This is a genomic window from Paenibacillus cellulositrophicus (assembly GCF_009363095.1).
In the GTDB taxonomy this organism is placed as follows: Bacteria; Bacillota; Bacilli; order Paenibacillales; family Paenibacillaceae; genus Paenibacillus_AQ; species Paenibacillus_AQ favisporus.
Genome location: NZ_CP045295.1, coordinates 5,231,352 through 5,257,365, shown reverse-complemented (window position 1 = coordinate 5,257,365; position 26,014 = coordinate 5,231,352). Strand labels below are relative to the sequence as shown.

Here is a 26,014-nt window from a genome sequence, read left to right as displayed (position 1 = left end):
TGATTTCCATCCGGCAAAGATTGCAGACGTCTCCTGCTTGCTGGCAAGTACAGCGGCTGTAATTACTTTTCCTAGGCCACGTCTACTCAGCAAAATATGCGGCCACGTGGTCCCTAAATTCGCACGCGGCGGCCGACAAATAGCGCTGCTCGCTCCATACGAGGTAATATTGGCGCCGGCACGCTTGATCGGACACGGGCACTAGAGTGACACCGGGTATTTCTTTATCTCCTTTTTTGCAGCCGGACAGCGCTACCCCGACGCGCGCGCGTACGAGGCTTAGGATCGCCGGCGGTTCGTCGACCCGGCAAATGTACCGGGGAGCCGCCCCGGCCTGCTCAAAGAAGCCGTCATTAATTTGCTGGAAGACAAAGTCCTCCCGATATCCGATAAACGGCTCCGCCGCCGCTTCTTTCAAAGAAACCTGACGGCGGCCGGCAAGCGGATGCGCCGAGGGCACGGCCAAGTACAATTCCTCGCTCAGCACCGCCTTATAGGCATATCCCGCTTGATCCAGCGGCAGCGGCGTAAAGCCGAGATCGGCCTCACCCGAAGTAAGAAATTCGCTCATCTGCTCAATGGGAGCCTGGGAAATTTGAAAGTTCACTTCCGGATGAGCCGATATAAATTCGGTGATTGGCCCCGTCATCCGCTCCAGCGTCGCCGTGACCAGACGGATGCTGCCACGCTCCAGCCCGGCAAGATCCGCTACTTCCCGCTTTCCTTCCTCCAGCAGGCGAAGCGCTTCCTCAGCTTTTGTCAGAAACGCCTTCCCATAGGAATTCAGCCGAATTCTACCCGCTTGCCTGTCAAACAGCGGAACGCCGATATCCTCCTCCAGCCGGGAAATCGTCTTGCTGAGCGCCGGCTGGGCGATCCGCAGCTCCTGCGACGCTTTTGTCATATGCTCCAGCCTGGCGACCGTCCTGAAATATTGAAGCTGCAGCAGCTCCATAGCTCTCCCTCCGTTTTCTATATACTTGAATATATAGAGTCATAATTAAATATATATTTCCGTTTATCGCAGCCTGATTATAAAATAACTTGAAAAGGAAATCAATGGGATCTACAATTCAGGATAATTCAAGGAGTGAGTCCAATGAAAGCCATAACGTTCAACCGTCTGGGGCCGCCCGATGTGCTGCAGCTGACTGAGCTGCCCGTCCCGTCAGCCGGACCGGGAACCGCCCGGGTACGCGTCAAAACGGCCGGCGTCATGCCAATCGACGCCAAGGTCCGCAGCGGAAACGTTCCGTACGCGCAGTCCCACCCTTTTCCGATCATCCCGGGCAATGAATTTGCCGGGATCATCGACGAGGTGGGAGACGGCGTCAGCGAATTCGTCCGCGGGGACGAAGTGATCGGCTTTACGATGTTTGGCGGTTATGCCGAATATGTCGTCGTCAGCAGCGACCAGTTGGTCCGCAAACCGGCGGGCATGCCTTGGGAGACCGCCGGAGGCTTTACCGGCAACGGACAGGGCGCCCATATGGGACTGGAAGCGATCCGGATTCAGCCCGGGGATACCGTGCTGATCCACGGGGCGGCCGGGGGGCTGGGCACCTTTGCCGTGCAACTCGCGCTGGCCTGGGGCGCCGGCAGGGTGATCGGCACGGCCAGCGAGGCCAATCACGATCATCTCCAGCGTTTGGGCGCCATTCCGCTCGGCTACGGGGATGGGCTCGCCGCCCGCGTACGCGCCATCGCTCCCGCTGGAGTGGACGCCGCCTTGCATGCCGGCGGCGGAGATGACCTCGCCCTGCAGGCATCCGTGGACCTGGTCCAGGACCTCAGCCGAATTGTAGCAATGGTCCCCAGTGTTCAGGCCCAAACACTCGGCATCCGGCAGCTGACCGGCACGCGCAGCAAAGAACGCCTTGCCGAGCTTGTCCGCATCTACAACGAAGGAAAGGTCGACATCCATATCCGCAAAGTGCTGCCGCTGGATCAGGCCCGGGAAGCCCACCGGGAGATCGAATCCGGCCATGGCCGCGGAAAGATCGTCCTCTCGGTCTAATTTACCTTCGAAATCAAAAAGGGTGCCATCAATCATTGGATTGATGGCACCCTTTTTCGCTGCGGGATAATTGGAGCATCATTGGTTTGTTCTAATGGACTTTCATCTAGGCATCACGGCATCAAGACACCGTCGGGGACTCCTTGCGGAAACCGGTCTCGTCCGGCTTGCCCTGCTTCACGTCACGGCGCTTTGCGCCAATGATCCAGCGCGAGCCCGGCAGATGCGACAGCGTGTAGCTGATGCCGAGCGAAGCGAGCACAGTCAGGCCGAAGGTCAGGAGCGTAAAAGACACGTGGCTGCCGGCCAGATCCATCGGTCGCGTAAAAAAGGCGATCACGTAAATGATCAGGGCGTGCACAAGATAGCCACCAAATGAATATCGGCCGATCCAGGTCAGCAGCCGCAGGAAAGCCTGGCTCCGCCCCTGCATCATGATGAGCAGCCCGTACAGCAGGAGCATCTGCGCGACGATGATGACAAAGGTCGATGGCCGCAGGTAAGTGGATATATTTAAATTCACGACCTCGCCCGACCCCTGCAGCACGTCATAGCCCAGCTTGATGTACATAGCCAGGAACAGGAGTCCGGTCCAAGGCAGCAGCCGTGTGCACCACTTCCGCCAGTTGGAGACGGATGCCGCGCATACCGCACCGGCCACAAAATAAAAACCGTACATCACAAACGAATAGCTGCGGTACTGCAGCAAAACGGACCAGAGTCCGTCAAGCCCTTCGGCCCAGCTCCCCATCCGGTAATAGGAGAGATATAGCAGAGCAGCGTAGATCATAAAAGAACCGCCCAGGATCGCGGACAGCACCCCTGCCCGCTTCTTCGCCTCCATAGGACCGATCACGCGCCGCGCCGCCCGGAACGCCCAGGCAAACAGCGGAAACAGCAGGTAGAACTGAAAGATCATCAGGATAAACCACAGCTGGTATCCCGTCTGAGGAACGAACATCTCTTTCAGCAGCGCTCCCCAGTCCTGTCCTCCTTTTTGCCAGAAGGATGGGGTAAATACGTGGACATACAGCCAATAAATCACCGTCCAGCACAGGAAAGGGACATACACATCCCCGAACCGTTTGCGGATAAACGGACCGTACCGAAACCGTTCACCATAGTTGTAGAACAGCAGCACGGCGGACAAAAATACAAAGGTCGGCGTTCCGAAACGGGTCAGGTGGTAGATCATCGTCAGCATGGTAGAATCCGCGGCCACAATGTCGGGCCTGTAGATGTACTCGGCAATGGAATGCTGCATCACGATCGCCAGAAAGGCGAGGCCACGCAGCTGCGTCCATTCTTCGATTCGCGGTTTGCCCATGAGCATGAGGTCCTCCTTCTTCTTGGTCAGGGCCAGTATACCCGGTCAATATTAAATGAACCTTAAAGCAGGCGGAATTAACAGATTTTATTTCATCCAAAAGGTCATTCTTTTTGCCCCGTACAGGTTCATGATTCTCCAGGTTCTAATAACCTCCCAATACATATAAAAAAACCGGGAAGTCCATCTTCTGGACGTTCCCGGCACGAAGCGCCGTGTATAATGAAATAGCCCCAAGATCCTGCTCTACCGCCGTTATTCGATCTCGACGATGATCTCCACCTCGACCGGCGTATCAAACGGCAGCTCGTTTGTCCCGATCGCGGAACGCGCATGTTTGCCCTTCTCCCCGAACACCTCGATCAGCAGATCCGACGCCCCGTTCAGCACGTAAGGCTGATCTTTAAATCCCGGAGCGCTTTGGATGAAGCCGAGCATCTTCACCACTTTTTTCACCCGGTCCAAGCTGCCCAGATGGGCCTGCAGCGACGATAAAATGTTCACGATGCACCGGCGCGCCGCCTCTTGCCCCTGTTCGATCGTCAGATCTTCTCCAAGCTTGCCTTTTAGAATCAGCTCCCCATTCTTGCGGCAATCATGACCCGAAGTGTACAGCAGATTTCCTACCTGATTTACGGGAACGTACGAGAACTTCGGCTCGCCAACCGGCTCCAGCTCGATGTTCAGTTCTTTCAATCTCTCTTGAATGCTCATCATCATTCCTCCTGTAATGGTTGTTGTTGAAGCAGCCGCATGGCGAGCTGCATATATACCTCGGCTGCGTCCGTGATCTGACGGACAGAAACACGCTCATCCTTCACATGGGCTTGGTCCAGCGATCCTGGTCCGAATATAACCGTCGGTATGCCCAAGTCAACGGACAGAAACGGCGCCTCGCAGGTCGCTTCGAAAATACCGATGGATGACGGGTTCCCGAGAACATTACCGGTGACCTCCACCAGCGCCTGCACAAGCTCATGGTCCTGCGGGAGGGTCGACGCCGGTATAAACAAGTAGTCGTCCACTTCATAGGTGACTTCACCAGTTCCGGCACTTAAGCCTTCGCCTGAGCTTGTGCCTGCAGCCGCATTTAGCGCCTCCTTCAGCTGCTCCAGCACCTGCGCCGCCGTCTCGCCGGGAATAACCCGGCGGTCGACCTCGATCTCGCAGTGCTGCGGCACGATGTTCGGCGCCGTCCCGCCCTTGATCTGCGTGACGTTCAGCGTCGCGTATCCGAGGAGCGGATCGGCGTTCGCTTTGAGGCGGCTACGAAGCGGCTCCAGCGCCGAGATGAGCGCCGCCATCTTCGGAATGGCGTTGTCGGGCTCCAGCACCTTCGCCGCATGGCCGGCGACGCCCGCCGTACGGATCCGGTAGCGGCCGACGCCTTTATGGGCGGTGCAGATGCCGAGATCGGTCGGCTCGCCGATAACGGCGAAATCGGCGTGTACGCCGCTGCGCATAAAGTGGCGCATGCCGACATTCTCCCGCTCTTCGTCCACGTTGAAGAGCAGGATCAGCTCCCCGGCGAACGGGCAGCCGCGCCGGTGCAGCAGGATGGCCGCGTACAGCATGGCCGCGACGCCCGACTTCATATCGGCCGCACCCCGGCCGATCAGCTCGCCGCCCCGGATGACGGCGGCAAACGGGTCCTCGCTCCAGCCTTCCCCGGCCGGGACAACGTCGAGATGGCCGTTGTACAGGAGCGACGGCCCCTCCGCCGTGCCCTTCAATCGGGCGACCACATTCGGCCGCTGCGGCGCGGCACACTGCAGCTCGGCTTCGATCCCCTCGTCCCGGAGGAGCTGCAAGACGTACCGGGCCGCCGTTTCTTCGCGCCCCGGCGGATTTTCGCTCGGGATGCGGATCAGTCCGCAGACGATATCCAGCAGCTCCTGCTCGTGAAATGAATCAAGGTCCTTTCCCATGAATCCCAGCCTCCTCCCTGTAGCGCTTAGCTGTTCTTGCCCCTTGCGTCGATCCGGATCTTCTCAACCGGCACTCCTCCGCGGAAGCCGACGATTTCATCGCACAGATTCGGAAGGACGCAGGCATGGTTCGGGATAATCGTCAGGTGCTGGCCGATGTGAAGCGATACGGAAGCCGGATCATAGCTGAGGAACCCGTGCTCTTCATTCAGCTTGAAAATTTCGATGTCGGGATGCTCCACGATGTAGCCGAAACCTTTAGAGAACGGCATCGTGTCCGTGGTGAGCGTTTTGGATCCCGCGTCAATGATCGCACGGCCCGGAGCCGGAACGCTGACGACCGTCGTGATCACCCGCAGCGCGCAATCGTCCACCGTGATCATGCCCATCGACAATTGGCCCACGTCGTGGAATATGTAATTTCCGGCGCGGATCTCGGTTACACCCTCCAGCTCCCCTGCGAACTTGGACGACAGCGACGAACCGCCGCTGACGACCGGAACGTCGATCCCCGCTTCCCTCAGCAGATCGGCGGTATTCTTCAGGGTAGCCGCCTCCTGGCGTGCCATGCTGCGGATCCCTTCCCGGCTCTCTTCGCCGTAAATCTGCCCCGCGTAGGACAGCAGTCCGGTAATTTCAATCCCCGGCAGGCTTTGGATCCGCCGCGCAAATTGCAGCGTGTCCTCCCCCGGCTGGCGGCCGCAGCGCCCGATCCCTCCGTCAACCTCGATGTAGAGCGGTATGCGGCGGCCGAGACGCTCGCCCACCACCGACACGGCCGTGGCGCCTTCGATGCTGTCGGCGACCGTCGTTACTTTCACCTTTTGCGCCAGCTGATACAGCCGCTCTTGCTTGTCTTCGCCAATGATGGGAAAAGCGATCAAAATATCGTCGATCCCCGCTTCAGCCATCACTTCCGCTTCCCCCAGCTTGGCGCAGGTGATGCCGGTGCTTCCGGCCTCCAGCTGCTTGCGGGCAAAATAAACCGACTTGTGCGATTTGATGTGGGGACGGTGCCGGATTCCGGCCTTTCTCGCTTCCTCCGCCATGCTGCGGATGTTGCGTTCGGCAATGTCCAAATCGACGATGACGGCAGGCGTTGATACGGTTTGAACCATCTTGCTCCCTCCTTGAATGACACAGATCTGGGGCATGGGTATGCCCTTGTGATAGGCCCGCTGAGACAATCAAACTCCATAACTACAAAAAAATAATTAGATCAAAAAAATATTTTTTTGATTGTTCACATTATGAATCCCGTTGCTGCGCAATGTCAATATCATTTCTATAATTCATCACAAATCTGAATACGCTTTCAACTCATGACAAAGAAAAGCCCAAAACACAGGCCTACTCCTATGCAGCACCGTTTCTACTCATATTCATGTGATTGCGCGGACTCCTTCTGCCCTTGTCTGTCACTTTGCTATTCGAAAATCCATCCGGCCCTGGTCCGGCGGCTTCTTCTAGCTATACCCTGTTTTTCGGCATGCCTTTGTCCTGGTTTGCCCGAATTTCGTCGAGATAGTTATACAGTGTAAACTTGGAAATATCGAGGAACTGGCATACTTTATCTCCCGCCTTTTTCACGAGAAAAGCACCGCGCATATCCAGAAACTGCACCGCCTTCACCTTGTCTTCCTTGCTCATATGCGAGACCGGCTTGCCGATTTCCTTCTGGCATTCCTGCAGCAGGTAATCAAGCAGATCGTTCACGTCGTTGACGAATACCTCTTTCACTTCCTGATCGAGGCTGTGCATCGTCAGCGAGCGGATCGTATTCTCCGCAACGAGCAGATCGGAAATATCCAGGTTCATGCAGAGCGCTCCGATCGTCTCACCCTTGCTGTTCTTAAAGTAGGTTGAGGAGGAACGCAATATTTTGCCGTCCTTCGTCTGGGTGATGTAGTTGTAGCGGTCTCCCTCCGTCACGGTTCCGCGCAGCACCTCCAGCCCGAGATTGCTGCCGCAGTCCCCGACCTTCCGCCCGGTAATGTGGCCGTTCTCAATCGCCACGATCGTACTTTCGTACCCTTGCGTCAAATCGTGAAGCACCACTTCGCATTTCTCCCCAAACTGGGCGGCGATGGCCCGGATAACAGGCAGCAGCACATTCAGCTCTTCCTTGATATGTTCCATAGATCCCACTCTCTTTAATCTGTCATCTAAAAATAATTTTGAACATCAAAAAAACTTTCATATATCACTAGTTTCATCAAAATCGTTCCTTTTGTCAAGGCATGACGGCAGATCCGCGGCAGGACTATACGAAAAATGATAAGAACAGAAGAAGCAGCACATCCTGCTGCTTCTTCTGGGTACGGACCTTAAATGCGGAGCCCGAACTGGTTCCCAACCGCATAAATACGTTCGTCTCCGGCTCTACCCATAACCTCGGCCCCATACCTTATTTAATGGTCATTACCTGTCCGGCTGTCATTGCAATCAGCTCCTCCGGTGTGCAAGAAAATACCGCCTTCGGATGACCGGCCGCCGCCCAAATGGTGCCGAATTTTAACAAGTCTTCATCAATAATCGTCGTGATTCTCTCCAAGTGACCAATCGGCGCTACACCTCCGATGACAAAACCGGTGTGTTCCCGCACGAAATCTGCGTCCGCCTTCTTCAGCTTGACGTTAAGCGAGGAGGAAACAAGCTTTTCATTGACGCGGTTTACGCCGCTTGCTACAACAAGTACAGGTTCATTTGAACCGCTCAGACGGAAAATAATGGACTTCGCAATTTGTGCCACTTCGCAGCCAATCGCCGCCGCGGCTTCTTCCGCGGTGCGAGTGCTGTCCGGCAGTTCCACCACCCGATGATCAAAACCCATATCACGGAGATGGGCCTGCACCCGCTCTGCACTCTCTTTTAATGGCATGATATATGCCCCCTTCTTTCGGAAAAGTTCATTACTATACTCGCATTCGGCTGAGTCCAGCTGCCGTCTGTCTTTCCTTACTCGCTTGCACCCTGCACAGCCGCCTGCGGCTCGCCCGGCGCGTCCAGAACGGCGGCGTTGATGCCGTTGAGGAACGCCAGCGCGCTCGCCTTGATAATGTCGGTATCCATCGCCCGTCCCGAATAAGTTTTGCCCTGATATTCCAGCCGGATGTTGACGCGGCCAATCGCCTCTTTGCCCCGCGACAGGCTGTTGATCTTATAATCCCTCAGCTGCACGTCAAGTCCGACCAAGGCCTTGATCGCGCTGTACAGCGCATCGATCGGTCCGTCCCCGACCTTGCTGTCCGTATAGCTTTCGCCGCCTTTTTTCAGCTGGACGGTCGCCGTCGGCACAAGGTCGTTGGTCACGACCTGGAAGGATTCCAGCTCATACAGATGGCTGGTGCCCTGATCGATCTTGCGGTGCTCGGTCACCAGGTAGAATACGTCATGGTCGTACACTTCCTTTTTGGCGTCGGCCAGCTGCAGAAATTTCGCAAACAGCTCCTCAAAATCGTTTGGATTGCTCGTGTCGAAGCCGATCTTTTCCACCGCATTTCTGAACGCATGCCGTCCGGAACGCGCGGTCAGGATCAATTCCATGCTCTCAGCCCCGACTTCTTCCGGCGACATGATTTCGTACACGTTTTTATCTTTCAGCAGTCCATCCTGATGAATGCCGGACGAGTGGGCAAAGGCGTTTTCGCCCGTAATCGCCTTGTTGACCTGCACGTCCAGGCCCGTCAAATGCGTCAGCAGCCGGGAGGTGCGCAGTATTTCCTTCAGCTGGATCTGGGTATGGCAGTTAAAATAGTTCTCCCGCACCTTCAGCCCCATCACCACTTCCTCGAGCGAGGTGTTGCCGGCGCGTTCACCAAGCCCGTTGATGGTGCACTCCACCTTCTCGGCCCCGTTCTTGATTGCGGCCAGTGTGTTTGCCGTGGCCAGCCCCAGATCGTTATGGCAGTGCACGCTCAGGACGACCTTGTCGTTCAGGTTTTTCAACCGGTCGTTGATTTTGCGGATCAGCTCTCCGAACTCTTCCGGAACGGCATAGCCTACCGTGTCTGGAACGTTAATGATCGTCGCGCCGGCTTTGACCACCGCTTCGATCGTCTGCCACAGGTACTCGAATTCTGACCGGGACGCATCCTCCGTGGAGTACTGCACCTCTGGCAGCAGCGTCTTCGCAAATTTGACCGCATCCACCCCCATCTGCATGACGGCGTCTTTCGAGCGGCTGAACTTTTTCTCCACATGGATGTTGGACGTGCCCAGCACGATATGGATAAACGGATTTTGTGCCAGCTTGATGCTTTCATACACGCTTTCGATGTCGCTTTTCACTGCGCGGGCGAGCGCGGTCACAGAGACGCTGTCCCCCACGGTTCTGACGATTTCCTGCACAGCTTGAAAATCCCCCGCCGACGACGCAGGGAAGCCCGCCTCGATGATATCTACATTGAGGCGCTTCAGCTGCTGCGCGAATTCAACCTTCTGCTGCGTGTTGAGCTTGGCGCCAGGCACCTGCTCTCCGTCGCGTAACGTCGTGTCCAAAACGATAATTTTGCGGTTCATCTGCTATTCCTCCCAAATGAGTGTAGTTTATATATATATAAAAGCGGTGCCGGCCAAACCCGGAATTTGGCCAACAAAAAAACCCCGTCTCTACGCTAGAGACGAGGTTTAACCCGCGGTACCACTCTAATTCATTTTCAGCAAAGCAAAAATGATCTTCTTCGATGGCAATCACCATCTATCCCTGTAACGGTGGAACTCCGGCAGACCCTACATTGTCAGGTGGCGGTTCATAGACGAGTTCGAAATGATCGACCATACCGCTTCGCACCACCCAGCGGCTCTCTGAAAAGTCACTTCACTTCTACTATTTCTAATCGAAACCTTTATGAGGTATGAAATTGTTAATTATATTATGGCATCCATTTGCTTTTGTCAACCCTGGATTTCCCAAAAAGTTGAAGCCAGGAGGTTAAGCAGAACGGAGATGTTCCATCAGCTTCCGGAGCCAGTTGGCGTCATTCGACAGGGCGTGGTAGGCGTGCTCGCTAATAAAAAGGGCTGAATCCCGGTACCTGTCCGGAACCTCGGAAAAGCCGGGCCGCTCCTCGATCAGCCGGATTTTTTTCTCCAGACGGGCGATGGACTCTTCGATGATGTAAGCCAGCTTATGCTTATCTACTTTATCCAGAAACAACAGGGATGAATACAGGCTCGTGATGCTCGTGAAATTTTGAAATACCGTGTAAATTTCCTCTTCCAGCGCCTTGCGGCCCTCGTCGGTAATGCCATATGTCGTTTTCTCCGGACGGTTTTCGGATTGGACGACTTTGATTTTGCGGATGTAGCCCTTTTTCAGCAGGACCTCAAAATTGTAATACAGCGTCCCGTCGTTAATTGTGATCGTATTTTCCAGAGGCTTGAACACCTGTTTTTTGATGTCGTACGGATGGTGCTCCCCCTCGCTGAGCAAGCCGAGAATAAAGATCTGAAGCGACATTGCGATCCTCCTCATCATATGAAAAAAGGGCCGACAGGACCTTTTCCTGTCAGCCCATCCGATCTTATTTTACATGAATTGCGGTTCCGCTGCAGGCTCCTTTTCCGCCTTGGCCGTTTTGACCGGCTTAAACTGGTGAATGAACAGGTTGATGACGAGCGCACCTGCACCCACCAGGGCCAAACCGAGGACGTATTCCGCCGTTTTCCCGCCTCCAAAGAGCAGGTTGTAATCCAGATGAATGGTGTAGAACATCGGCGAAATGTGGCTGAAAGCCTTGAAGAATCCCGGCATCATCTCTTGCGGCAGTACGGCTCCGCCCGCAACTGTCTGCGACAGCAGCAGCGGCAGATTCAGCATCATGCCGGCCTGGCCGAGCAGCAGCACGCAAATGCTGGTGAACTCGATGGCGACGAGCATTTCCAGGGAGTGCACCATCCACATTTTCAGAAACGTCTCCGCCCCGTAGTTGTGGAAGCCGAAGTAAATGGCCAAACCGACCAGCGGCGCGATCACGGACAGCACCACATGGACGCCCTGCAGGGACAGGAACGCTCTCCATTTGCCTACTTTGGCTTTCAGCTGGTTCAGCGCGCCGGAGCTGATCATCGAATAAATCATCGCACCTACGTAGGACGCCATCGTCAGGAACATCGGTGCCATCTGATTATGCATGCCGGCAGGCGGTGTGTTCGTGGACACGATATTCGGCGTCACCTTCGACATCACGCCTTCGACCATCTGCTTGGATTGTTCCGCGGGCACCTTCATGCCCTGCAGCATGGCTTCAAAGCTCTGTGTCTGAATCTGCGTGCTGATCTTGGAGGAAACCTGTGTCGCAATGCTCTGCATCGTGCTGTTGACCGAGGCCGGATTGGATTCGTTGATGAAAAAGTCCAGCTTCACCTGTTCGCCCTGGGCGGCCAGCTTCTGCGTAAAATCCTGCGGGATATGCATGATGAACTGAATATCGCGGTTATCCAGGTCCTTCTGCGCCTGCTCAAGCGATTCGTCCGTGACGACATGCAGCGGCAGCTGCTTCTGCAGCTGCTCTACAAATTGTGCGCCCGACTGCTGGTCTTCATTCACGATCGCCATCGTCAAGCGGTCCACGTTTTTCGGAAGCGCGCTGTAACCGGACATGAAGATTCCGATCATGATAATTTGATAAAAAATCATCATGAAAATGCCGCCGAGGACGGCTTTATTTTTAAAATATGCTTTCAAACTCCACTCCACCTTTTCTCTTTACTTTGTTTTATATACTTTAATTAGAGTAATAAATTTAGAGTTAGATGTCAAATCGAGGCGCGGCTGACTGGAGTTAAGGGGCTAAACGCCTGTTATCTTCACCCGTGAACCGCATCATTATGGTAGAATATGTAATCATATTACTTGTTAGGTCAGGTGAAAAGAATGAATGCGGATATCAAGGTAAGGCTGGCATCAGTAACCGATGCAGAGGAACTCTCGAGGCTAAACCAAGCGTTTAACGGAGGTGACAAGCGGCCTCCCCAGCAAATCATGGAGAGCCTGAAGATCAACAACGAATTGATTGCCGTGGCGGAAATAAGGGGCAAACTCGTTGGTTTTGGTTGTGCCCAAAGTTTTCATTCATTTTGTTACGAAGAGCCGCAGGGAGAAATTACGGAACTGTATGTTGAAAAAGCCGTACGAAGAAGAGGAATTGCGGGTGCAATCATTTCATGTCTGGAAGAAAATCTTAGGAAACGTGGCGTAAAAAGCGTAAAATTGTTGACTGGCAAGAGGAATGACGCTGCCATTAAAACGTATGAACACTGCCATTATGTTAAAGACGATGAGCTGCTGTTGACGAAAAAAATAGGAGACTGACGATGTATTCAACAAAGACCGCCCTGGAAAAGGCGATCTTTTATCTAAGCCTGTGGAGGACGCCCCTCCACGGCTTAGCCAAAGAACAGGTCGAGAATATTCGATCCCGTCGACGACTGCTTATTGTAAAATTCGGAATAGCCGCAATTTTCGCAATAGACGACGACAAATTGGTTGTGCTGGATATCAAACATTTTGGACAGGCCTGTGCCTGTCATGGCCACCTCTTTCGTTTTGGCGTTGCGGCTGCCGCATTTCACGCATCCCTGTTGTTCATTCATCTCTCATTACCTCCATATTCGCGTTCGCGTTTTGTATCCTAATACGGTTCGTGTAGCGCATGGTTGCAAACCGTTACTTTTCCGGATACTTCCCCAGCCCTTATATTGGTATAATTCCTCCAAGGCGACGTTGTAATTCAGCGCTTTGTAAAAGCACCACCTCCTATACTGCCCAAATATTTTTTTATAGGATGATATAAAAACCGAACCTTTTTTCCATCGAGCGACAATATAGGGTGTAAGCTGCTTACCCAGGAGGGCCCTCTGAATGCAAAACGAATCCATGTACCACGTGCTCACAAAAATGATCGAAGGAGATCAGCAGGCGTTTCACACATTGTATGATGCCACCTATCGGGACGTCTACCGGACCGTCTCTTTTCTGGTGGATCATCCGCAGGATCGCGAAGATATCATGAATGAGATTTACATGCAAATGTGGACCTCGCTTCCCAATTATGATCCGGATCGTCCTTTCCACTTCTGGCTGCACGGCTTGGTCATCCGCCAAGTGCAGAGATTCCGGATGAAAAGCTGGAGGAGGTTTCGAATTTTCGAACGCATCCGTGTCTTTTCCCGGGAAGAGCATCACTGGGATCAGCCCGCGGTGACGACGGATGGGACAGACCCCGAGATATCAAAGGCCATGCACAAGCTGACCGATAAACAGCGAACGGTGATCATTCTCCGCTTTTACCACGACTATACGCTGGAGGAGATTGCAACATTACTCGATATTCCGCTGGGAACCGTCAAGTCCAGATATCATGCCGGCCTGCAGTCGCTTCGAAAACACTTGGGAAACCTCCCCCTGGAAAGGATGGAAAAGAACAATGCCTATTGAAAGCCAAATCCGTGAATACCTGACCCGAGAGGCAGAGACCATGGAATGCCCCCCGGCTGTTTCCAAACGAATCGAGCAATCCTATTCACAATACGTACAACGACAAAGGAGCAAAAAAACGATGAAAAAAAGATGGATCGGCGGCATCGTTGCTGCCGCAATTATGATTCCAACCGCGGCATTCGCGGCCCCTCCCCTGATTGAAATGGCGACGAGAACACCGATGACGGCTGAACAAGTCAAGGTGGATGCGGTTGGCCAGGCAGTGCTTGACAAGCTGTATCGCTCTTACCCGGAAACCAAGTCGTTTGAAATCGTCGACGCCAGCCAGCTTGGAGGAAATCCCGCGAATGCAAGTCAGGGGAAAGCTATCCAAATCAGCATCGTGCTGCAGGAAAAGGGAGCTCACGGCAAAAAGATCCGGCTTGATCTGAACGGGATTACGGGTGAAATCGAACATGTAAACCAAGAAAACTGGCAGCCTCAGGAGAAGCCGGTCATCTCCTTAACCGATCAAGAAATCAAGTCGAAGGTCGATGATCTCATTAACAAACTGTACGGCAGCACCGGTAAGTACGAATACAGCATGGAGCCGATGCAGAATTCGGACTCAAAAACGTTGATATTGAACTATACGGAAAAGGGATCAGCAACGCCGTTCTATCAGGCAATGGTTCAAGGGAATACGATCAGCGTTTCGCTGATCGGAGGCGGCCCTGCCGCAACTGTGGAAGGCTTCTTCACTACAAACGGCAAGCCTGACTATACTGCGGATGCCTTTTTAAACGATGAAAAGCTCTTTGCTTTGCTTCACATGAGCCCAGCAGAATTGAAACAAGAATTGGCAAAAGGTGCATCTGTCATCGAGATCGCAGCATCCAAAAAGATCTCCAAGCAACAAGTCATAGACGTCATTGCAAGTACTCAGGCTAAAAAACAAATCCAGGCCGATTCGTACGGAGGAGCTTCCGATGACGAGCGTGCGCTGGAACAATTGAAACAAATGGTTGAACCCAAAGTATCGCAAGTGATTGAACATAAAACGGAAACGCCTTGGTAGAAAGAGCAGTACAGGCGCCAGAAATGGCGCCTGTTTTTATTTAGGTGCCCCCATAGAACTGATCGTCTCAATAAGGGAACCATCCATTCTCTTAAAAACCTAAAATTTTGAGGAAAAGACCTATAAATCTTGTAGGTTTTTGACCCGGTTTGTTTGTTAAAATGGAAAGGAGCACCTATTGCAGCATCCATCCAACCACTGATTAAGGAGGAAACGAGATGACTCAGCCTGTGACGCAGCGCGAGCCTTTGGTCACCCACATCTATACCGCCGACCCTTCGGCTCACGTGTTTGAAGGCAAATTGTATATTTACCCTTCCCACGACCTGGACCATGAGCACACGTCCAACGATAACGGGGACCAGTACGATATGGAGGACTACCACATCCTGTCCATGGACGATGCGAACTCCCCATGCCAGGACCACGGCGAGGCGCTGCATCTCCGCGATATCCCTTGGGCCAAGCAGCAGCTCTGGGCTCCGGATGCGGCTTATAAGAACAATACGTACTACCTCTTCTTTCCGGCACGGGATCACGATGACATTTTCCGGATCGGCGTAGCCACCAGTTCCTCGCCCGCAGGGCCGTTCACTCCGCAGCCGGAATATATTCCGGGCAGCTTCAGCATTGACCCGGCCGTTCTTATGGATGATGACGGAATCGCTTTTATGTACTTCGGCGGGTTGTGGGGCGGCCAGTTGGAAAAATGGCAGACGGGCACCTTTGATCCGAATGCAGAAGGTCCGGCGGCCGACGAACCTGCACTGGGGCCAAGAGTGGCCGAGCTGAGCGACGACCTGCTGACCTTCAAGGAGGCGCCACGCGAAATTTCCATTCTCGACGAGAACGGCCAGCCGATTTTGGCAGGAGACGAGGAACGGAGATATTTTGAAGGACCGTGGGTACATAAGCATAACGGACTGTATTATCTGTCCTACTCGACCGGCACGACCCATAACATCGTATACGCTGTGAGCGAGAACCCGCAGGGTCCTTTTACGTACAAAGGAAAAATCCTGACGCCGGTCATCGGCTGGACGACCCACCACTCGATCGTGCAGTTCCAGGATAAATGGTATTTGTTCTATCACGACAGCTCCCTGTCAGGCGGCGCGGACAACAAACGCTGCGTCAAATTCACCGAGCTGACGATCCACGAAGACGGTACGATCGAAACGATCGATCCGTACGGGAAGTAATTGCATGTGACACGCTCGAGGCAAAATGAAAAGGCTTACCTCCACCAAATGGAGATAAGCCTTTTTTGATTTGCAGCGCCGTCCCGAAATCACGAAATGGAGAGACAGATCAGCCGGCGGTGTCCCTGCCGTCAGGGTCTACGCTGTCCCTTCGGCAAAATTCCGGATCGTGTCCATATAGGACGAGGCCGGATACTCTTGCTTGGCGTGCTCGTATCCCGGATTGCCCTCGGACCATGCACAGGTGAGCTCCAGCTTGGTCTGATCCCCCACCGGCGTCAATTGATAAGTCATATCACAAAATACGGATTCATGCTGTTCATTGTAAGCCGGAGCGGGATGCTGTTCATACGAAAATTCTCGGTTCGGCTCGTACGACTTCACGAATCCGTACACATGAAGCGTCCGGTCCCCATCCGGCCCCGGTCCCCGGAATTCAACGCGAGCTCCCGGCTCAAAGGTCGATTCGATGCTGGACCCGAACAACGTGGCGCGTGTTCCTTCCGATGTGGCAATGGCCGCCCACACCCGCTCGGGCGGAGCTGCGATCAAGACTTCGTACGTCAAGCTGCTGCTTGATGGATTGACTGCCATTTCATTCACCTTCCATTGCTTGATAGGAACTGGTGTTGCTGGATCGTTTCATCCATTTTTTCACTTTAGCATGCAGGCTGGTTGAAGCCAATCTATTTTTTTGCTTAAACGAAACGCATGTTCACTCATCCATCTTAAGCAGCAGCTTCCCGCGCGTGGATCCGGTCTCCAGAAGACGAAGCGCTTCATTGGCTTCATGTGCCGGGTAAATCCCGAGAATGTCGGCATGGACTTCTCCTTTGGCCAGCATTTGCAGCGCTTCATTGGCCCTTTGGCCTGCCCTCTCGGGGTTAGCATCGCTGTATGTACCCAGCTGAAATCCGGCGACGGACAGATTTTTAAACCACAACTCTTGGGTCGATTGCAGTGTATCCGGCTCCCCACCGGCGTTACCAAGCACAACGAGCTGACCTAACGGCTTTATGACGTCAAGGCTCGCCCTTCTCATGGTACCTCCTACGGGATCCAGTACGGCATCAACGCCTTGGCCGCCAGTAGCCCTCATCGTCTCTTCGACGAATCCGGAGCGGATAAATAATTCATCGTACCCAAGGGAGGAGGCGAGGCTCTTTTTACTTTCCGACCCAACTGTGCCCAACACCAAGCCGGCACCCAGCCGGCGGGCGACCTGGCCAAGGAAACTTCCCAGCCCTCCGGCGGCGGCATGGACCAGCAGGCTTCCGCCTGTCTGCAGGCGGATCACGTCTTTCATCACGATCAGAGCCGTAGTCAAATTGACGATGGAAGCGGCAGCCACTGCCAGATCCAGAGTGGAATCGAGTTCTGCAAGCCGTACGGTCAGTTCGGGTCTGACCGATACCACCGTAGCAAATCCCCCAATCTCAGACAGCGTCATCGCCGCAACCGGCTCGCCTACACGGAAGCCCTTGACGCCTTCGCCTATCTCCCGTACATAGCCGGCAACCTCTAAACCGGGGACATAAGGCGGCTGAACGTGGTTAAATTCCCCTCTGGCCAGCATCACATCCACGAAGCCTACGCCGGCATACGCGACGTCGATAGTCAATCTGCCCGGTGCTGCTGCCGGATCCTCCAATTCTTTCAGGTGAAAGGCCAGCGCCTCCCCCGGTTGTTCTACGATTAGAGCTTTCATCAGGTGTACTCCCCTTCCTAATTTTTCACTGGAATCGCCTGCTGCTGTTTTCGCCTAATCCTTCTGCGCCTCGTTTCCAGCAGGATCATGAAGACGATCAGCGTCAATCCCAATAGCGTAACCCCTCCGGAAAAGAGCGGTACTGCTCGAAGCCCAAACCGGCTGTCGATGACCATTCCTCCCAGCCAGGCCCCCACTGCGTTGCTGATATGCAGCGCAGATACGTTCATGGTGGTGGCCAGATTTGGCGCTTCCTTTGCCTTGCTCATTACGAGGACGGTAAGACAGGGAAGAATGCCGAAGCTGAACACCCCCAGAAGAAAAATATCCGCCACGGCAAAAATCTTGCTTTCCAGCGTCACGGTAAAGGCAAAGAGGCATACTGCGAGCCCCGCGGTGATTCCGATCAGCGCAGGTCTCAAGCGCCAATCGGCCAACCTCCCTCCCGCAACATTCCCAAAGGTTACGCCAATGCCGAACAAAATCAGAATCCACGAAACGGAGCGGCCGTCAAACATGGCCAACTGCTCCAGCAGCGGAGCTACGTACGTAAAGGTCATAAACACGCCGCCAAAACATATAGCACTCACCAGCAGCGCGAGTAATACTTCCGGTTTGCCCAGAACGCCGATCTCCCGTTTCAGCGGTTCAGTCCGGGTGCTCAGATGGTCGGGAAGCAGCCGGAAGAGTCCCGCCAGCGCCGCGGCCCCGATGACGGCAATCGCTGCAAACGTATAACGCCAGCCAAGGGCATGGCCAACCCACGTACCAAAGGGAACGCCGGCGATGTTCGCTATGGAAGAGCCGCTGACGAGAACGGATATCGCCCAGGCCCTCTTATCAGCGGTCACCATCTCAGCCGCCATGACCGTCGCCACGCCGAAAAACGAGCCGTGCGTCAAGGACATCAAGATCCTCGCTGTCATCAGCACGGAGAAGTCTTGAGCGGATACGGCCAAAGCGTTGCTGATGACAAACAGCAGCATAAGGAGGAGAAGCAGCGTTTTCCGGGGCAAACGTCCCGTCAAGATCATGATGAGCGGAGCAGTAATGGCAACGCCAAGCGAATAGCCTGAAATGAGCAGCCCGGCATCCGATATCGTGACCTGCAGGTCCGAAGCGATGTCGGGCAGTATGCCCATGATGACGAATTCAGCCATGCCGATGGCAAATGCGCACAAGGAAAGCACCAATAGAGGGCGTAACGGAGAAGATAAAGGCCGGGGAACTTCAGGTGATGGTTTCATACAGACGCCTCCTTTCGGTAAATCACATTACGTTAAGGAGGCAGAGGGAACCAGATCAAATTTTTAACTAGTATAAAAACTAACAGGAACATTCAGGGCAAAAAAACCGCACTTCGGCGAAAAAATTCGCTTACATGCGGGCAGCCGGGCGAGTCTTCAACCATGCCTCCAGCTTTTCGGGCGTACGTGTCTCCGGCAGCGGCATATAGATGCAGCACATCAGATTTTCAAGATCATTGATTTGGGTAAACGTAATGATTTCAAAGTGCAGGTGCCCCATTGCCGGGTGCTTCACTTCGATTCGCAGGCCGTTCTTTTCGGCTACTTCATGAAGAGGCCACCATTCGGCAAATTCTTTGCTGCTAGTGGTCAGTTCCTCAATGAGCCGGGTATACCAAGGCTGACCGGCCGAGCGGTCGTACAGCTTCCTGTAGAAAGAAAGCGCAATTTTGGTTGAGTGCTCCCAATTGATAATTTTGGTCCGAAATGCGGGGTGCATAAAAGTAAGGCGGAGCATCTGCATGTCCTCGGGAGGTATCGCTGAAAAATCCGTCAAAATTTCGCAGGCGAGCTCGTTCCAGGCGATGAGGCGATTTTCCGGTCCGATGACGAAAAAGGGATACGGCGTGCTCGTCACCAAATTCATAAAGGCGGGCGACAGCTTGTATGCCGACATATCCCTGGATGGTACAGGATACCTCCCGGCAAGAAGATACAAATATTCACGCTCCGTAGGGCTCAGCTGGAGCGCAGAAGACAGGCGTTCCAGTACCTCGGGCGATGCGGATACTTCCCGGCCCTGCTCTAACCACGTGTACCAAGTAATGCTTAAGTCGGCCAGCTGCGCCACTTCCTCCCGGCGGAGTCCTGGCGTTCTGCGGCGCGTATGTCCCTGCGGCAGCCCAAACTGCTCCGGTGTCAGCTGCGCTCGTCGGGCTTTCAGGAAATCTCCGATCGCTTTTCGGTTCAAACCGGCTTCCATCGGTCGAGTTCACTCCTATCCAGGTAGTTTTTATGCTAGTTACGTTTGCTACTGCCTTCAGTATAAACGGCATGTTAATCTCGCTTCAAGCCATGATGTCCCCTAACCAAATATCAGGAAAGAAAGGAACGAATTCTATGACACTGCATGCACAAGCCGAAAAATTTATACAGGATACGGCATCCCTGCCGCCCTCCCACACACTGGATCCTGTGGAGCTGCGCAAAATAGCCGCAGGAACCGTCATTTCAGATACGTTCGAGCTGGCATCGGTTCAAGATAAGAGCATCGAGGGGCCTTACGGTGATCTGCCGCTGCGGATCTACCGGCCAGAGCGGGAAGGCGCGCTGCCCGTTATCGTATTCTATCACGGCGGAGGCTTCGTCATATGCGATGTGCAGAAGTATGACCCGATGTGCCGCATGCTGGCGGCAGTAACCCGTTGTGCCGTCGTATCCGTAGATTACAGGCTGGCTCCTGAACATCCTTTTCCCGTCGCCCCGACAGAGGCCGTCTTCGCCGCCAAGTGGGTGGCGGATCATGCCGGGGAGCTCGGATTTACCCCCTCCAAGCTGACCCTAGCGGGGGACAGCGCCGGTGGAAATCTGGCCGCCGTGGTTGCCCAACAGCTGCGCGATTTGGGACAAGTCGATGTTGCTGGGCAAATATTAATTTGTCCCCTCACGGATTATTCGCAATGCTATGAATCGGAAGATCGATTTGCCGAAGGCTATTTTCTAAACCGTAACGTGCTGGATTACTTCAGGAAGCATTACTTAAAGGAGGGCACCGACCTTTCGAACCCGCTCGCATCGCCGATGCTGGGCCGGCTTGAAGGCCTGCCGCAGACACTAATCATCACGGCCGAGTATGATCCGGTCCGCGACGAAGGGGAAGCGTATGGCAGACGGCTTACGGAGGCCGGGGTCTTAGTCACATTCAGGCGTTATCCCGGCATGATCCACGGTTTTTACGCCATGACCGACCTGTTCGACGACGGCCGCCTTGTTTACGAGGATATCCGCAGATTTCTGCAAACCCTGGTATAATCAGCGGCTTTCTCATTTCTCCTTCCCTGCCGACATATATTGCTATCAATGGTCAACAAACGAAGGGAAGCGGCAAAATGAGCAATAGGCTAAGTACGGTAGATGAGGAGATCGGGCGTTTGACGACCTATCTCCTGAAGACGCAGCAGCCTGACGGATCCTGGCGTTTTTGCTTTGAAAACGGAATCGGCATCGACGCCTTCGTTATCATCCTCTTTCGTATTCTGGAGGCGGATCCGGAAGGTCTCATCCGGCAGCTTCACGACCGGATCTGCAAAGAGCAGCAGCCTGACGGATGCTGGAGGCTGTATCCCGATGAGGAAGAGGGCAGCTTATCCGCTTCGGTGGAGGCTTACTACGCCCTGCTTTGCTCCGGTTACAGCCGGCCGGAGGAGGAGCATATGCAGCGCGCCAAGCGGTATATCCTTTCGCGTGGAGGAATCGGTAAGGTCGACAGCATTTTGACCAAGGCGATCCTGGCAGCGACGGGCCAGCGCCCCTGGCCCCGATCGATCTCCATGATCCCGCTGGAGGTGCTGCTGTTCCCCTCGTATTTTCCGATCAACTTTTTCGAATTTTCGGGCTATTCCAGGGTCCATCTCACGCCGCTGCTGATCATGGCGGACCGGAAGTTTTCGGTTTCTCCGCCGGATGCTCCCGACCTTTCCGACCTTGCCTCCCCGCGCCTGGATGCCGACGAAGATGATCCGCTGCCGCGGGAGTACGAGAACCTGCAGGCGGAACTCCGCCAGGGGATGAATAGGCTGATCGGGACGCCGCGTTTCATCCATGAAGCCGCCGTGGAACGGGCCGAGCGGTTTATGCTGGATCGAATTGAGCCGGACGGCACCCAGTACAGCTACGCAAGCAGCACGATTCTGATGGTTCTGGCGCTGCTTGCCTTGGGCTATGAGCGGGAGCATCCCGTCATTAGCGATGCCGTCAGAGGGCTGACTGCCTTGCAGTGTCAGGCGGACGGGACGACTACGATCCAGAATTCGCCCTCCACCGTCTGGGACACCGCCCTGATCGCCGATGCCCTGCAGGAGGCCGGGGTTGCGGAGAATCATCCGGCCATCCGTCAGGCCGCCTCCTACCTGCTGTCCCGGCAGCAGGACAAACCGGCCGATTGGAGCCTCCATAACCCGGATACGGCTCCCGGAGGCTGGGGATTCTCCGAGTCGAACACGATCAACCCGGATGTGGATGACACAACGGCGGCGCTGCGCGCGATATCCCGCCTAACGGAAACAGACCCGCTGTACCGGGAAGCATGGAACCGCGGGCTGAATTGGGTGCTGTCGATGCAGAACCGGGACGGAGGCTGGCCGGCGTTCGAGAAGGATACCGACAAACACATTCTGACCTGGCTCGCAATCGAAGGGGCCAAGTCCGCGGCCATCGATCCCTCCGAGGCGGATCTGACGGGCCGGACGCTGGAGTATCTCGGCCATTTTGCGGGTTTGACGCAGCGGCATGAGTTCATCCGGCGGGGCGCAAACTGGCTGATCCGGCACCAGGAAAAGGACGGCTCGTGGTACGGGCGCTGGGGAGTATGCTACATCTACGGCACCTGGGCGGCATTAACAGGACTGGCGGCTGCCGGTGTACCGGCCAGTCATGATGCGATCCAAAAAGGCGTCCGTTGGCTTGAGCAGATCCAAAACCCGGACGGCGGATGGGGCGAATCCTGCCGGAGCGACCGGATCATGCGCTATGTCCCCCTCGGAGCTAGCACACCGTCGCAAACGGCCTGGGCTTTGGACTCGCTCATCGCCGTGCAGGAGCAGCCGTCGCCTTCCGTGGACCGGGGCGTCCAAAGGCTGACTTCCCTGCTGCAGCAGGACGGCGGCATGACGACCTATCCGACGGGGGCCGGCCTTCCCGGCACCTTCTACTCTCGTTACCACAGCTACCGGTACATTTGGCCGCTTCTCACGCTGAGTCATTACAAGCGCAAATACGGCCATGCCGCCCCGGAAACACCAAAGCCGCCGGATCTCTGACAAGAGTCCGGCGGCTTTTTTCAAACCGTTTTTACTGAAATATGAAGTATTGTTCTTATTCCATTGAAGACGTTCCCTGTATTCGCTCCAGCTCATCGCGTTTCTGCCGGAGAAGGTTTTCGGTCCGCTCAAGCTCTTCCCGCGCCCGGTTTGAAGCGCTCTCGGCTTGCTGGATCTGCTGTTCATATTCCATCCGCCGGCGCATGGGCATCAGCATGCAATCGTAGACCCATTCGCCATCCCGTTCCACTGCCGAAGCGTTAAGAAGCACGGGAAGGGCTTCGCCGCTGCTCGTTTTAAACGTCAAATACATCTCCTCGACGCTCCGGTTCAGCTTTATAAGCGGAAGAAAATAGATTTGAAAAAAAATCCGGCTGGAACGGGTCAACAGCGATTCAAAACTGCTCCCGCACATTCCCCGTTTCTCATATCCCAGCATGCGGCACAGCGTGGCGTTGACGTCCTGGATAACGCGATTATCGGCCATGGACACATACCCGCAAGGCGCCTGATCCAATCGTTCGTCCATACTACCGTTTGGACTCGCTTGTCTGACCGGCTTTGGCCGAAGTCAAGTAGGCTTGAATCAGCTGAATCGTTTCATCGGGATGGCTCATGTGCGGACAATGGCCGGTAGCATCCATGAGCTGAAATTCGCTACCCGGCATGTGAGTATGGATATAAGCCCCTGCTTCCAGAGGCGCGATCACGTCCTCGGCGCATTGGAGAATCAAGGAAGGCACGGTTACCTTTCCAAGCGCATCCCGGTAATCCGAGAGAAACGTCGCTTCGGCAAACCGCCGGGCCACCTTCGGATCGGTTGCGCAGAAGCTCTGCTCGAGCTCGCCGGACAACTCGGGACGACCGGGATTGCCCATGATGACAGGGGCCAGATAACTGGCCCAACCCTGATAGTTTTTGTCCATCATATCCATTAGAGCGAGCAAATCCTCGCGTTCAAAGCCTCCGATATAATCGGGAAGGTCGTTTAAATACCGTGCGGAAGGGCCTAGCAGAATCAGCCGTTCAAAATATTCGGGTCTGCGGATGGAAGCGAGAATGCCGATCATGGCACCTACGGAATGACCTACGAAAATCGCGTCCCTTATCCCCAGAGCCTCGCATATATCCAGCACATCCTGGGCATAGCCGTCCAGACCGCTGTAGCGGACCGGATTATACGCCCGAATGTCTGACCTGCCGGATCCGACAAAATCAAACAAGACCACTTTGTAATGATCTTCGAATGCAGGTGCGACAAAACGCCACATGTTTTGGTCGCAGCCGAACCCATGGGCAAAAATCAAATACTGCGTGCCGCTCCCGGTGACTTGAACGTTGTTACGGACGAGAATCTGTTGATGGTCCATGTTGCTTCCTCCCGTATACACAGAGTTATTTTCAATTAAATTTGAAAGATGATCGTTCGACACTAAACTTCATTATACTACTAAACTCATCCCTCGGGACAAGAGATTAACCATTCCTTTCGAAAGATGGAATCAAAATCCAGGACCGCAAGGGTGAACCCTCACCTATACGCTCGAATCATTCCGGCCAGTCGAATCAATCCCCGCTCCAGGTCGTGAAGGGACGCATATACATACGATAAGCGCAGATGCTGCCGGTCATGCCGGTCATAAATTTGCCCCGGGTTTAAGAGGATCCCCTCTTTCAGCGCCTGCTCGAACAGCTGGTGAACCGGGATGGGAGCATGCAGCCGCAGCCAAATGTAAAACCCGCCTCCGGGTATCTCCCACGTTGCCATATCTTGAAAATATTGCTGAAGGATCGAGAGGGCAAAATCTCTGCGCAGCTTCAGCTTCTGCCGGATATCGGCAAGATGCAGCTCGTACCGGCCTGTGCTCAGCCACTCCGCTACAGCATATTGGGACAGCGAGCTGGCGCCGTAGTCGGTTTGCATTTTGATGTCGGCCAGCCGGTCGATGACCGGTTCCGGCCCGGCCACCCAGCCGATCCGCAGTCCCGGGCCAAGCGTTTTGGACATGCTGCCCATATAGAGGACAAGGCCCTGCGGATCGGCCGACTTGAGCGGCGGGGGCGGCGGCGCGTCCAGCCACAAATCTCCGTATACGTCATCCTCGATTACCGGCAGCCGCTCCAAGGCCGCAGCCTTCATCAGCTCTTCCCGGCGCTTCCCTGACATGACCCGTCCGGTTGGGTTATGGAAGCTCGGGATCGTATAAAGCAGCCCCGCCTGATGCTGACGCTTGGCAGGTCCCACCGCATCCGGACGAATCCCTTCCAGGTCCATCGGAACGCCGGCGAGCCGGATCCCTGCCGACTGAAACACGTGGATCGAGTTCAGATAGGACGGAGTTTCCGTCAGAACGGTCGAACCGGGCTGGAGCAGACCGACCGATATCAGCTGCAATCCTTGAAGCGCACCCGACACGATCAGAATCGACGACGGGGAAGCGGAGATTCCCTTGGACCGTAAATATTCGCTGAGCGTTTCCCGGAGAAACCGGCTTCCTTTCGGCTCGGAATAACCCAGCGACAAATGCCCGCCGCTCCCCTTCCCGATGACTTCCTGCATATGGGCTGCAGGGAGAAGCTCAGGCGACAGCTCCCCCGTTCCAAGCCGGATGATGTCCGCCCTGGCCTCGGCCTGGTTAATTCGCTGAATCAGCTGGATGTTGGGCGGATAAGCCCCTGCCCGGACGTAGCGGTTCCAGTCGGGAGCCGGACCAGCCGCAAGCAGATTCCACGTATTGTTGACCACCACGGTTCCTTGTCCAACCTTGGATTCGATGAGCCCATTGGCCGCAAGCTCTCCGAGCGCATAGACCACCGTGCTGCGGTTCACTTGAAACCGGGCAGCCAGTTCCCGCTGTGGAGGGATTCTCGTGCCGACAGGCCATTCCCCGTTCATGATTTTCCCTTGCATATATTCGTAAATCTGCCGGTGAAGCGGCACCGGAGACGACTTGTCCAAATGCCATTCCTCGTAACGCATAGACCCTCTTCCTATCATGATTGATTTCGTTTATTCTAACAGATTGGTTGGGTCTTTAACCAACCAAT

General features: G+C 54.7%; 25 protein-coding genes and 1 other annotated feature. Of the genes, 7 read left to right on the top strand and 18 right to left on the bottom strand.

The features are described 5' to 3' along the window. Positions 1-82 precede the first annotated feature (82 nt). Positions 83-955: a LysR family transcriptional regulator gene (locus GCU45_RS24025; RefSeq protein ID WP_152401054.1), complete on the bottom strand. Its 873-nt coding sequence runs from the start codon at positions 953-955 to the stop codon at positions 83-85. Positions 956-1,099: 144 nt separating this feature from the next. Here GCU45_RS24025 and GCU45_RS24020 point away from each other — a divergent pair, with 144 nt between their 5' ends. Further along, positions 1,100-2,017 (top strand): NADP-dependent oxidoreductase, encoded by a 918-nt coding sequence (locus GCU45_RS24020; RefSeq protein WP_152401053.1) that lies wholly within the window; start codon positions 1,100-1,102, stop codon positions 2,015-2,017. A 121-nt stretch (positions 2,018-2,138) separates the two neighbouring features. On the opposite strand, the gene GCU45_RS24015 is transcribed toward GCU45_RS24020, so the two are convergent. The 9 genes from GCU45_RS24015 to GCU45_RS23975 form a co-directional block, all read right to left on the bottom strand. Then, complete coding sequence (locus GCU45_RS24015) at positions 2,139-3,344, bottom strand: acyltransferase (RefSeq protein ID WP_152401051.1); 1,206 nt, start codon at positions 3,342-3,344, stop codon at positions 2,139-2,141. A gap of 255 nt (positions 3,345-3,599) precedes the next feature. Next, a complete protein-coding gene (locus GCU45_RS24010; RefSeq protein ID WP_152403286.1) occupies positions 3,600-4,061 on the bottom strand; it encodes a RidA family protein in 462 nt (153 codons plus the stop codon). Continuing rightward, complete coding sequence (locus tag GCU45_RS24005; RefSeq protein WP_152401048.1) at positions 4,061-5,272, bottom strand: M20 family metallopeptidase; 1,212 nt, start codon at positions 5,270-5,272, stop codon at positions 4,061-4,063. The genes GCU45_RS24010 and GCU45_RS24005 overlap by 1 nt, the downstream gene beginning before the upstream one ends. A gap of 26 nt (positions 5,273-5,298) precedes the next feature. Next, on the bottom strand, positions 5,299-6,390 hold the full coding sequence (locus GCU45_RS24000; RefSeq protein ID WP_152401046.1) for an alanine racemase: 1,092 nt from the start codon (positions 6,388-6,390) through the stop codon (positions 5,299-5,301). Positions 6,391-6,742: 352 nt separating this feature from the next. Continuing rightward, a complete protein-coding gene (locus GCU45_RS23995) occupies positions 6,743-7,411 on the bottom strand; it encodes a helix-turn-helix transcriptional regulator (protein WP_105441721.1) in 669 nt (222 codons plus the stop codon). 268 nt (positions 7,412-7,679) lie between these two features. Continuing rightward, complete coding sequence (locus GCU45_RS23990; RefSeq protein WP_152401044.1) at positions 7,680-8,153, bottom strand: YbaK/EbsC family protein; 474 nt, start codon at positions 8,151-8,153, stop codon at positions 7,680-7,682. 77 nt (positions 8,154-8,230) lie between these two features. Continuing rightward, positions 8,231-9,793 (bottom strand): 2-isopropylmalate synthase, encoded by a 1,563-nt coding sequence (locus GCU45_RS23985; RefSeq protein WP_076170417.1) that lies wholly within the window; start codon positions 9,791-9,793, stop codon positions 8,231-8,233. 94 nt (positions 9,794-9,887) lie between these two features. Next, positions 9,888-10,123: a binding site (T-box leader), on the bottom strand. 82 nt (positions 10,124-10,205) lie between these two features. Further along, positions 10,206-10,733, bottom strand: a complete 528-nt coding sequence (locus GCU45_RS23980; RefSeq protein ID WP_152401043.1) for a PadR family transcriptional regulator — start codon at positions 10,731-10,733, stop codon at positions 10,206-10,208. Between the two features lie 69 nt (positions 10,734-10,802). Then, positions 10,803-11,960 carry a YhgE/Pip domain-containing protein gene (locus GCU45_RS23975; protein WP_152401041.1) on the bottom strand — a complete coding sequence of 386 codons (1,158 nt, stop codon included), beginning with the start codon at positions 11,958-11,960 and terminating at the stop codon, positions 10,803-10,805. A gap of 189 nt (positions 11,961-12,149) precedes the next feature. On the opposite strand from GCU45_RS23975, the gene GCU45_RS23970 reads away from it, so the two are divergent. Next, positions 12,150-12,587 carry a GNAT family N-acetyltransferase gene (locus GCU45_RS23970; RefSeq protein ID WP_152401039.1) on the top strand — a complete coding sequence of 146 codons (438 nt, stop codon included), beginning with the start codon at positions 12,150-12,152 and terminating at the stop codon, positions 12,585-12,587. A 74-nt stretch (positions 12,588-12,661) separates the two neighbouring features. Here GCU45_RS23970 and GCU45_RS23965 read toward each other — a convergent pair whose 3' ends face one another. Next, positions 12,662-12,868, bottom strand: a complete 207-nt coding sequence (locus tag GCU45_RS23965; RefSeq protein WP_089545849.1) for a zinc ribbon domain-containing protein — start codon at positions 12,866-12,868, stop codon at positions 12,662-12,664. Between the two features lie 268 nt (positions 12,869-13,136). Between GCU45_RS23965 and GCU45_RS23960 the strand changes: the two genes are divergently transcribed. From GCU45_RS23960 to GCU45_RS23950, 3 genes are all read left to right on the top strand, one after another. Further along, positions 13,137-13,712, top strand: coding sequence for a sigma-70 family RNA polymerase sigma factor (locus tag GCU45_RS23960; RefSeq protein WP_152401037.1), 576 nt, complete (start codon positions 13,137-13,139; stop codon positions 13,710-13,712). Then, the gene (locus tag GCU45_RS23955; protein WP_152401035.1) at positions 13,702-14,772 is read left to right on the top strand and encodes a hypothetical protein; all 1,071 of its coding nucleotides are present in this window, start codon (positions 13,702-13,704) and stop codon (positions 14,770-14,772) included. Before GCU45_RS23960 ends, GCU45_RS23955 begins: the two co-directional genes overlap by 11 nt. 218 nt (positions 14,773-14,990) lie before the next feature. Beyond that, on the top strand, positions 14,991-15,974 hold the full coding sequence (locus GCU45_RS23950) for a glycoside hydrolase family 43 protein (RefSeq protein WP_152401033.1): 984 nt from the start codon (positions 14,991-14,993) through the stop codon (positions 15,972-15,974). Positions 15,975-16,112: 138 nt separating this feature from the next. On the opposite strand, the gene GCU45_RS23945 is transcribed toward GCU45_RS23950, so the two are convergent. From GCU45_RS23945 to GCU45_RS23930, 4 genes are all read right to left on the bottom strand, one after another. Beyond that, a complete protein-coding gene (locus GCU45_RS23945; RefSeq protein ID WP_152401031.1) occupies positions 16,113-16,568 on the bottom strand; it encodes an SRPBCC domain-containing protein in 456 nt (151 codons plus the stop codon). A 121-nt stretch (positions 16,569-16,689) separates the two neighbouring features. Further along, positions 16,690-17,682 (bottom strand): quinone oxidoreductase family protein, encoded by a 993-nt coding sequence (locus GCU45_RS23940; protein ID WP_152401030.1) that lies wholly within the window; start codon positions 17,680-17,682, stop codon positions 16,690-16,692. 17 nt (positions 17,683-17,699) lie between these two features. After that, positions 17,700-18,929, bottom strand: coding sequence for an MFS transporter (locus GCU45_RS23935; protein ID WP_152401027.1), 1,230 nt, complete (start codon positions 18,927-18,929; stop codon positions 17,700-17,702). Between the two features lie 130 nt (positions 18,930-19,059). Next, positions 19,060-19,911 (bottom strand): helix-turn-helix transcriptional regulator, encoded by an 852-nt coding sequence (locus GCU45_RS23930; RefSeq protein WP_152401025.1) that lies wholly within the window; start codon positions 19,909-19,911, stop codon positions 19,060-19,062. A gap of 137 nt (positions 19,912-20,048) precedes the next feature. Here GCU45_RS23930 and GCU45_RS23925 point away from each other — a divergent pair, with 137 nt between their 5' ends. Together GCU45_RS23925 and shc are read left to right on the top strand one after the other, a co-directional pair. Further along, complete coding sequence (locus GCU45_RS23925) at positions 20,049-20,960, top strand: alpha/beta hydrolase (protein WP_152401023.1); 912 nt, start codon at positions 20,049-20,051, stop codon at positions 20,958-20,960. 77 nt (positions 20,961-21,037) lie between these two features. Beyond that, positions 21,038-22,966: a squalene--hopene cyclase gene (gene shc, locus GCU45_RS23920; RefSeq protein ID WP_152401020.1), complete on the top strand. Its 1,929-nt coding sequence runs from the start codon at positions 21,038-21,040 to the stop codon at positions 22,964-22,966. Between the two features lie 55 nt (positions 22,967-23,021). Here shc and GCU45_RS23915 read toward each other — a convergent pair whose 3' ends face one another. The 3 genes from GCU45_RS23915 to GCU45_RS23905 all read right to left on the bottom strand — a co-directional run bounded on the left by GCU45_RS23915 (position 23,022) and on the right by GCU45_RS23905 (position 25,946). Beyond that, positions 23,022-23,495: a PAS domain S-box protein gene (locus tag GCU45_RS23915; protein WP_152401017.1), complete on the bottom strand. Its 474-nt coding sequence runs from the start codon at positions 23,493-23,495 to the stop codon at positions 23,022-23,024. A 1-nt stretch (position 23,496) separates the two neighbouring features. After that, a complete protein-coding gene (locus tag GCU45_RS23910; RefSeq protein ID WP_152401015.1) occupies positions 23,497-24,336 on the bottom strand; it encodes an alpha/beta fold hydrolase in 840 nt (279 codons plus the stop codon). A 161-nt stretch (positions 24,337-24,497) separates the two neighbouring features. After that, complete coding sequence (locus GCU45_RS23905; RefSeq protein ID WP_152401014.1) at positions 24,498-25,946, bottom strand: aminotransferase-like domain-containing protein; 1,449 nt, start codon at positions 25,944-25,946, stop codon at positions 24,498-24,500. Positions 25,947-26,014: the final 68 nt, after the last annotated feature.

Coding starts and splice junctions, on each gene's coding strand:
- GCU45_RS24025 (WP_152401054.1), bottom strand. CDS start 955: ATGGAGCTGCTGCAGCTTCAATATTTCAGGACGGTCGCCAGGCTGGAG.
- GCU45_RS24020 (WP_152401053.1), top strand. CDS start 1,100: ATGAAAGCCATAACGTTCAACCGTCTGGGGCCGCCCGATGTGCTGCAG.
- GCU45_RS24015 (WP_152401051.1), bottom strand. CDS start 3,344: ATGGGCAAACCGCGAATCGAAGAATGGACGCAGCTGCGTGGCCTCGCC.
- GCU45_RS24010 (WP_152403286.1), bottom strand. CDS start 4,061: ATGATGAGCATTCAAGAGAGATTGAAAGAACTGAACATCGAGCTGGAG.
- GCU45_RS24005 (WP_152401048.1), bottom strand. CDS start 5,272: ATGGGAAAGGACCTTGATTCATTTCACGAGCAGGAGCTGCTGGATATC.
- GCU45_RS24000 (WP_152401046.1), bottom strand. CDS start 6,390: ATGGTTCAAACCGTATCAACGCCTGCCGTCATCGTCGATTTGGACATT.
- GCU45_RS23995 (WP_105441721.1), bottom strand. CDS start 7,411: ATGGAACATATCAAGGAAGAGCTGAATGTGCTGCTGCCTGTTATCCGG.
- GCU45_RS23990 (WP_152401044.1), bottom strand. CDS start 8,153: ATGCCATTAAAAGAGAGTGCAGAGCGGGTGCAGGCCCATCTCCGTGAT.
- GCU45_RS23985 (WP_076170417.1), bottom strand. CDS start 9,793: ATGAACCGCAAAATTATCGTTTTGGACACGACGTTACGCGACGGAGAG.
- GCU45_RS23980 (WP_152401043.1), bottom strand. CDS start 10,733: ATGTCGCTTCAGATCTTTATTCTCGGCTTGCTCAGCGAGGGGGAGCAC.
- GCU45_RS23970 (WP_152401039.1), top strand. CDS start 12,150: ATGAATGCGGATATCAAGGTAAGGCTGGCATCAGTAACCGATGCAGAG.
- GCU45_RS23965 (WP_089545849.1), bottom strand. CDS start 12,868: ATGAATGAACAACAGGGATGCGTGAAATGCGGCAGCCGCAACGCCAAA.
- GCU45_RS23960 (WP_152401037.1), top strand. CDS start 13,137: ATGCAAAACGAATCCATGTACCACGTGCTCACAAAAATGATCGAAGGA.
- GCU45_RS23955 (WP_152401035.1), top strand. CDS start 13,702: ATGCCTATTGAAAGCCAAATCCGTGAATACCTGACCCGAGAGGCAGAG.
- GCU45_RS23950 (WP_152401033.1), top strand. CDS start 14,991: ATGACTCAGCCTGTGACGCAGCGCGAGCCTTTGGTCACCCACATCTAT.
- GCU45_RS23945 (WP_152401031.1), bottom strand. CDS start 16,568: ATGGCAGTCAATCCATCAAGCAGCAGCTTGACGTACGAAGTCTTGATC.
- GCU45_RS23940 (WP_152401030.1), bottom strand. CDS start 17,682: ATGAAAGCTCTAATCGTAGAACAACCGGGGGAGGCGCTGGCCTTTCAC.
- GCU45_RS23935 (WP_152401027.1), bottom strand. CDS start 18,929: ATGAAACCATCACCTGAAGTTCCCCGGCCTTTATCTTCTCCGTTACGC.
- GCU45_RS23930 (WP_152401025.1), bottom strand. CDS start 19,911: ATGGAAGCCGGTTTGAACCGAAAAGCGATCGGAGATTTCCTGAAAGCC.
- GCU45_RS23925 (WP_152401023.1), top strand. CDS start 20,049: ATGACACTGCATGCACAAGCCGAAAAATTTATACAGGATACGGCATCC.
- shc (WP_152401020.1), top strand. CDS start 21,038: ATGAGCAATAGGCTAAGTACGGTAGATGAGGAGATCGGGCGTTTGACG.
- GCU45_RS23915 (WP_152401017.1), bottom strand. CDS start 23,495: ATGGACGAACGATTGGATCAGGCGCCTTGCGGGTATGTGTCCATGGCC.
- GCU45_RS23910 (WP_152401015.1), bottom strand. CDS start 24,336: ATGGACCATCAACAGATTCTCGTCCGTAACAACGTTCAAGTCACCGGG.
- GCU45_RS23905 (WP_152401014.1), bottom strand. CDS start 25,946: ATGCGTTACGAGGAATGGCATTTGGACAAGTCGTCTCCGGTGCCGCTT.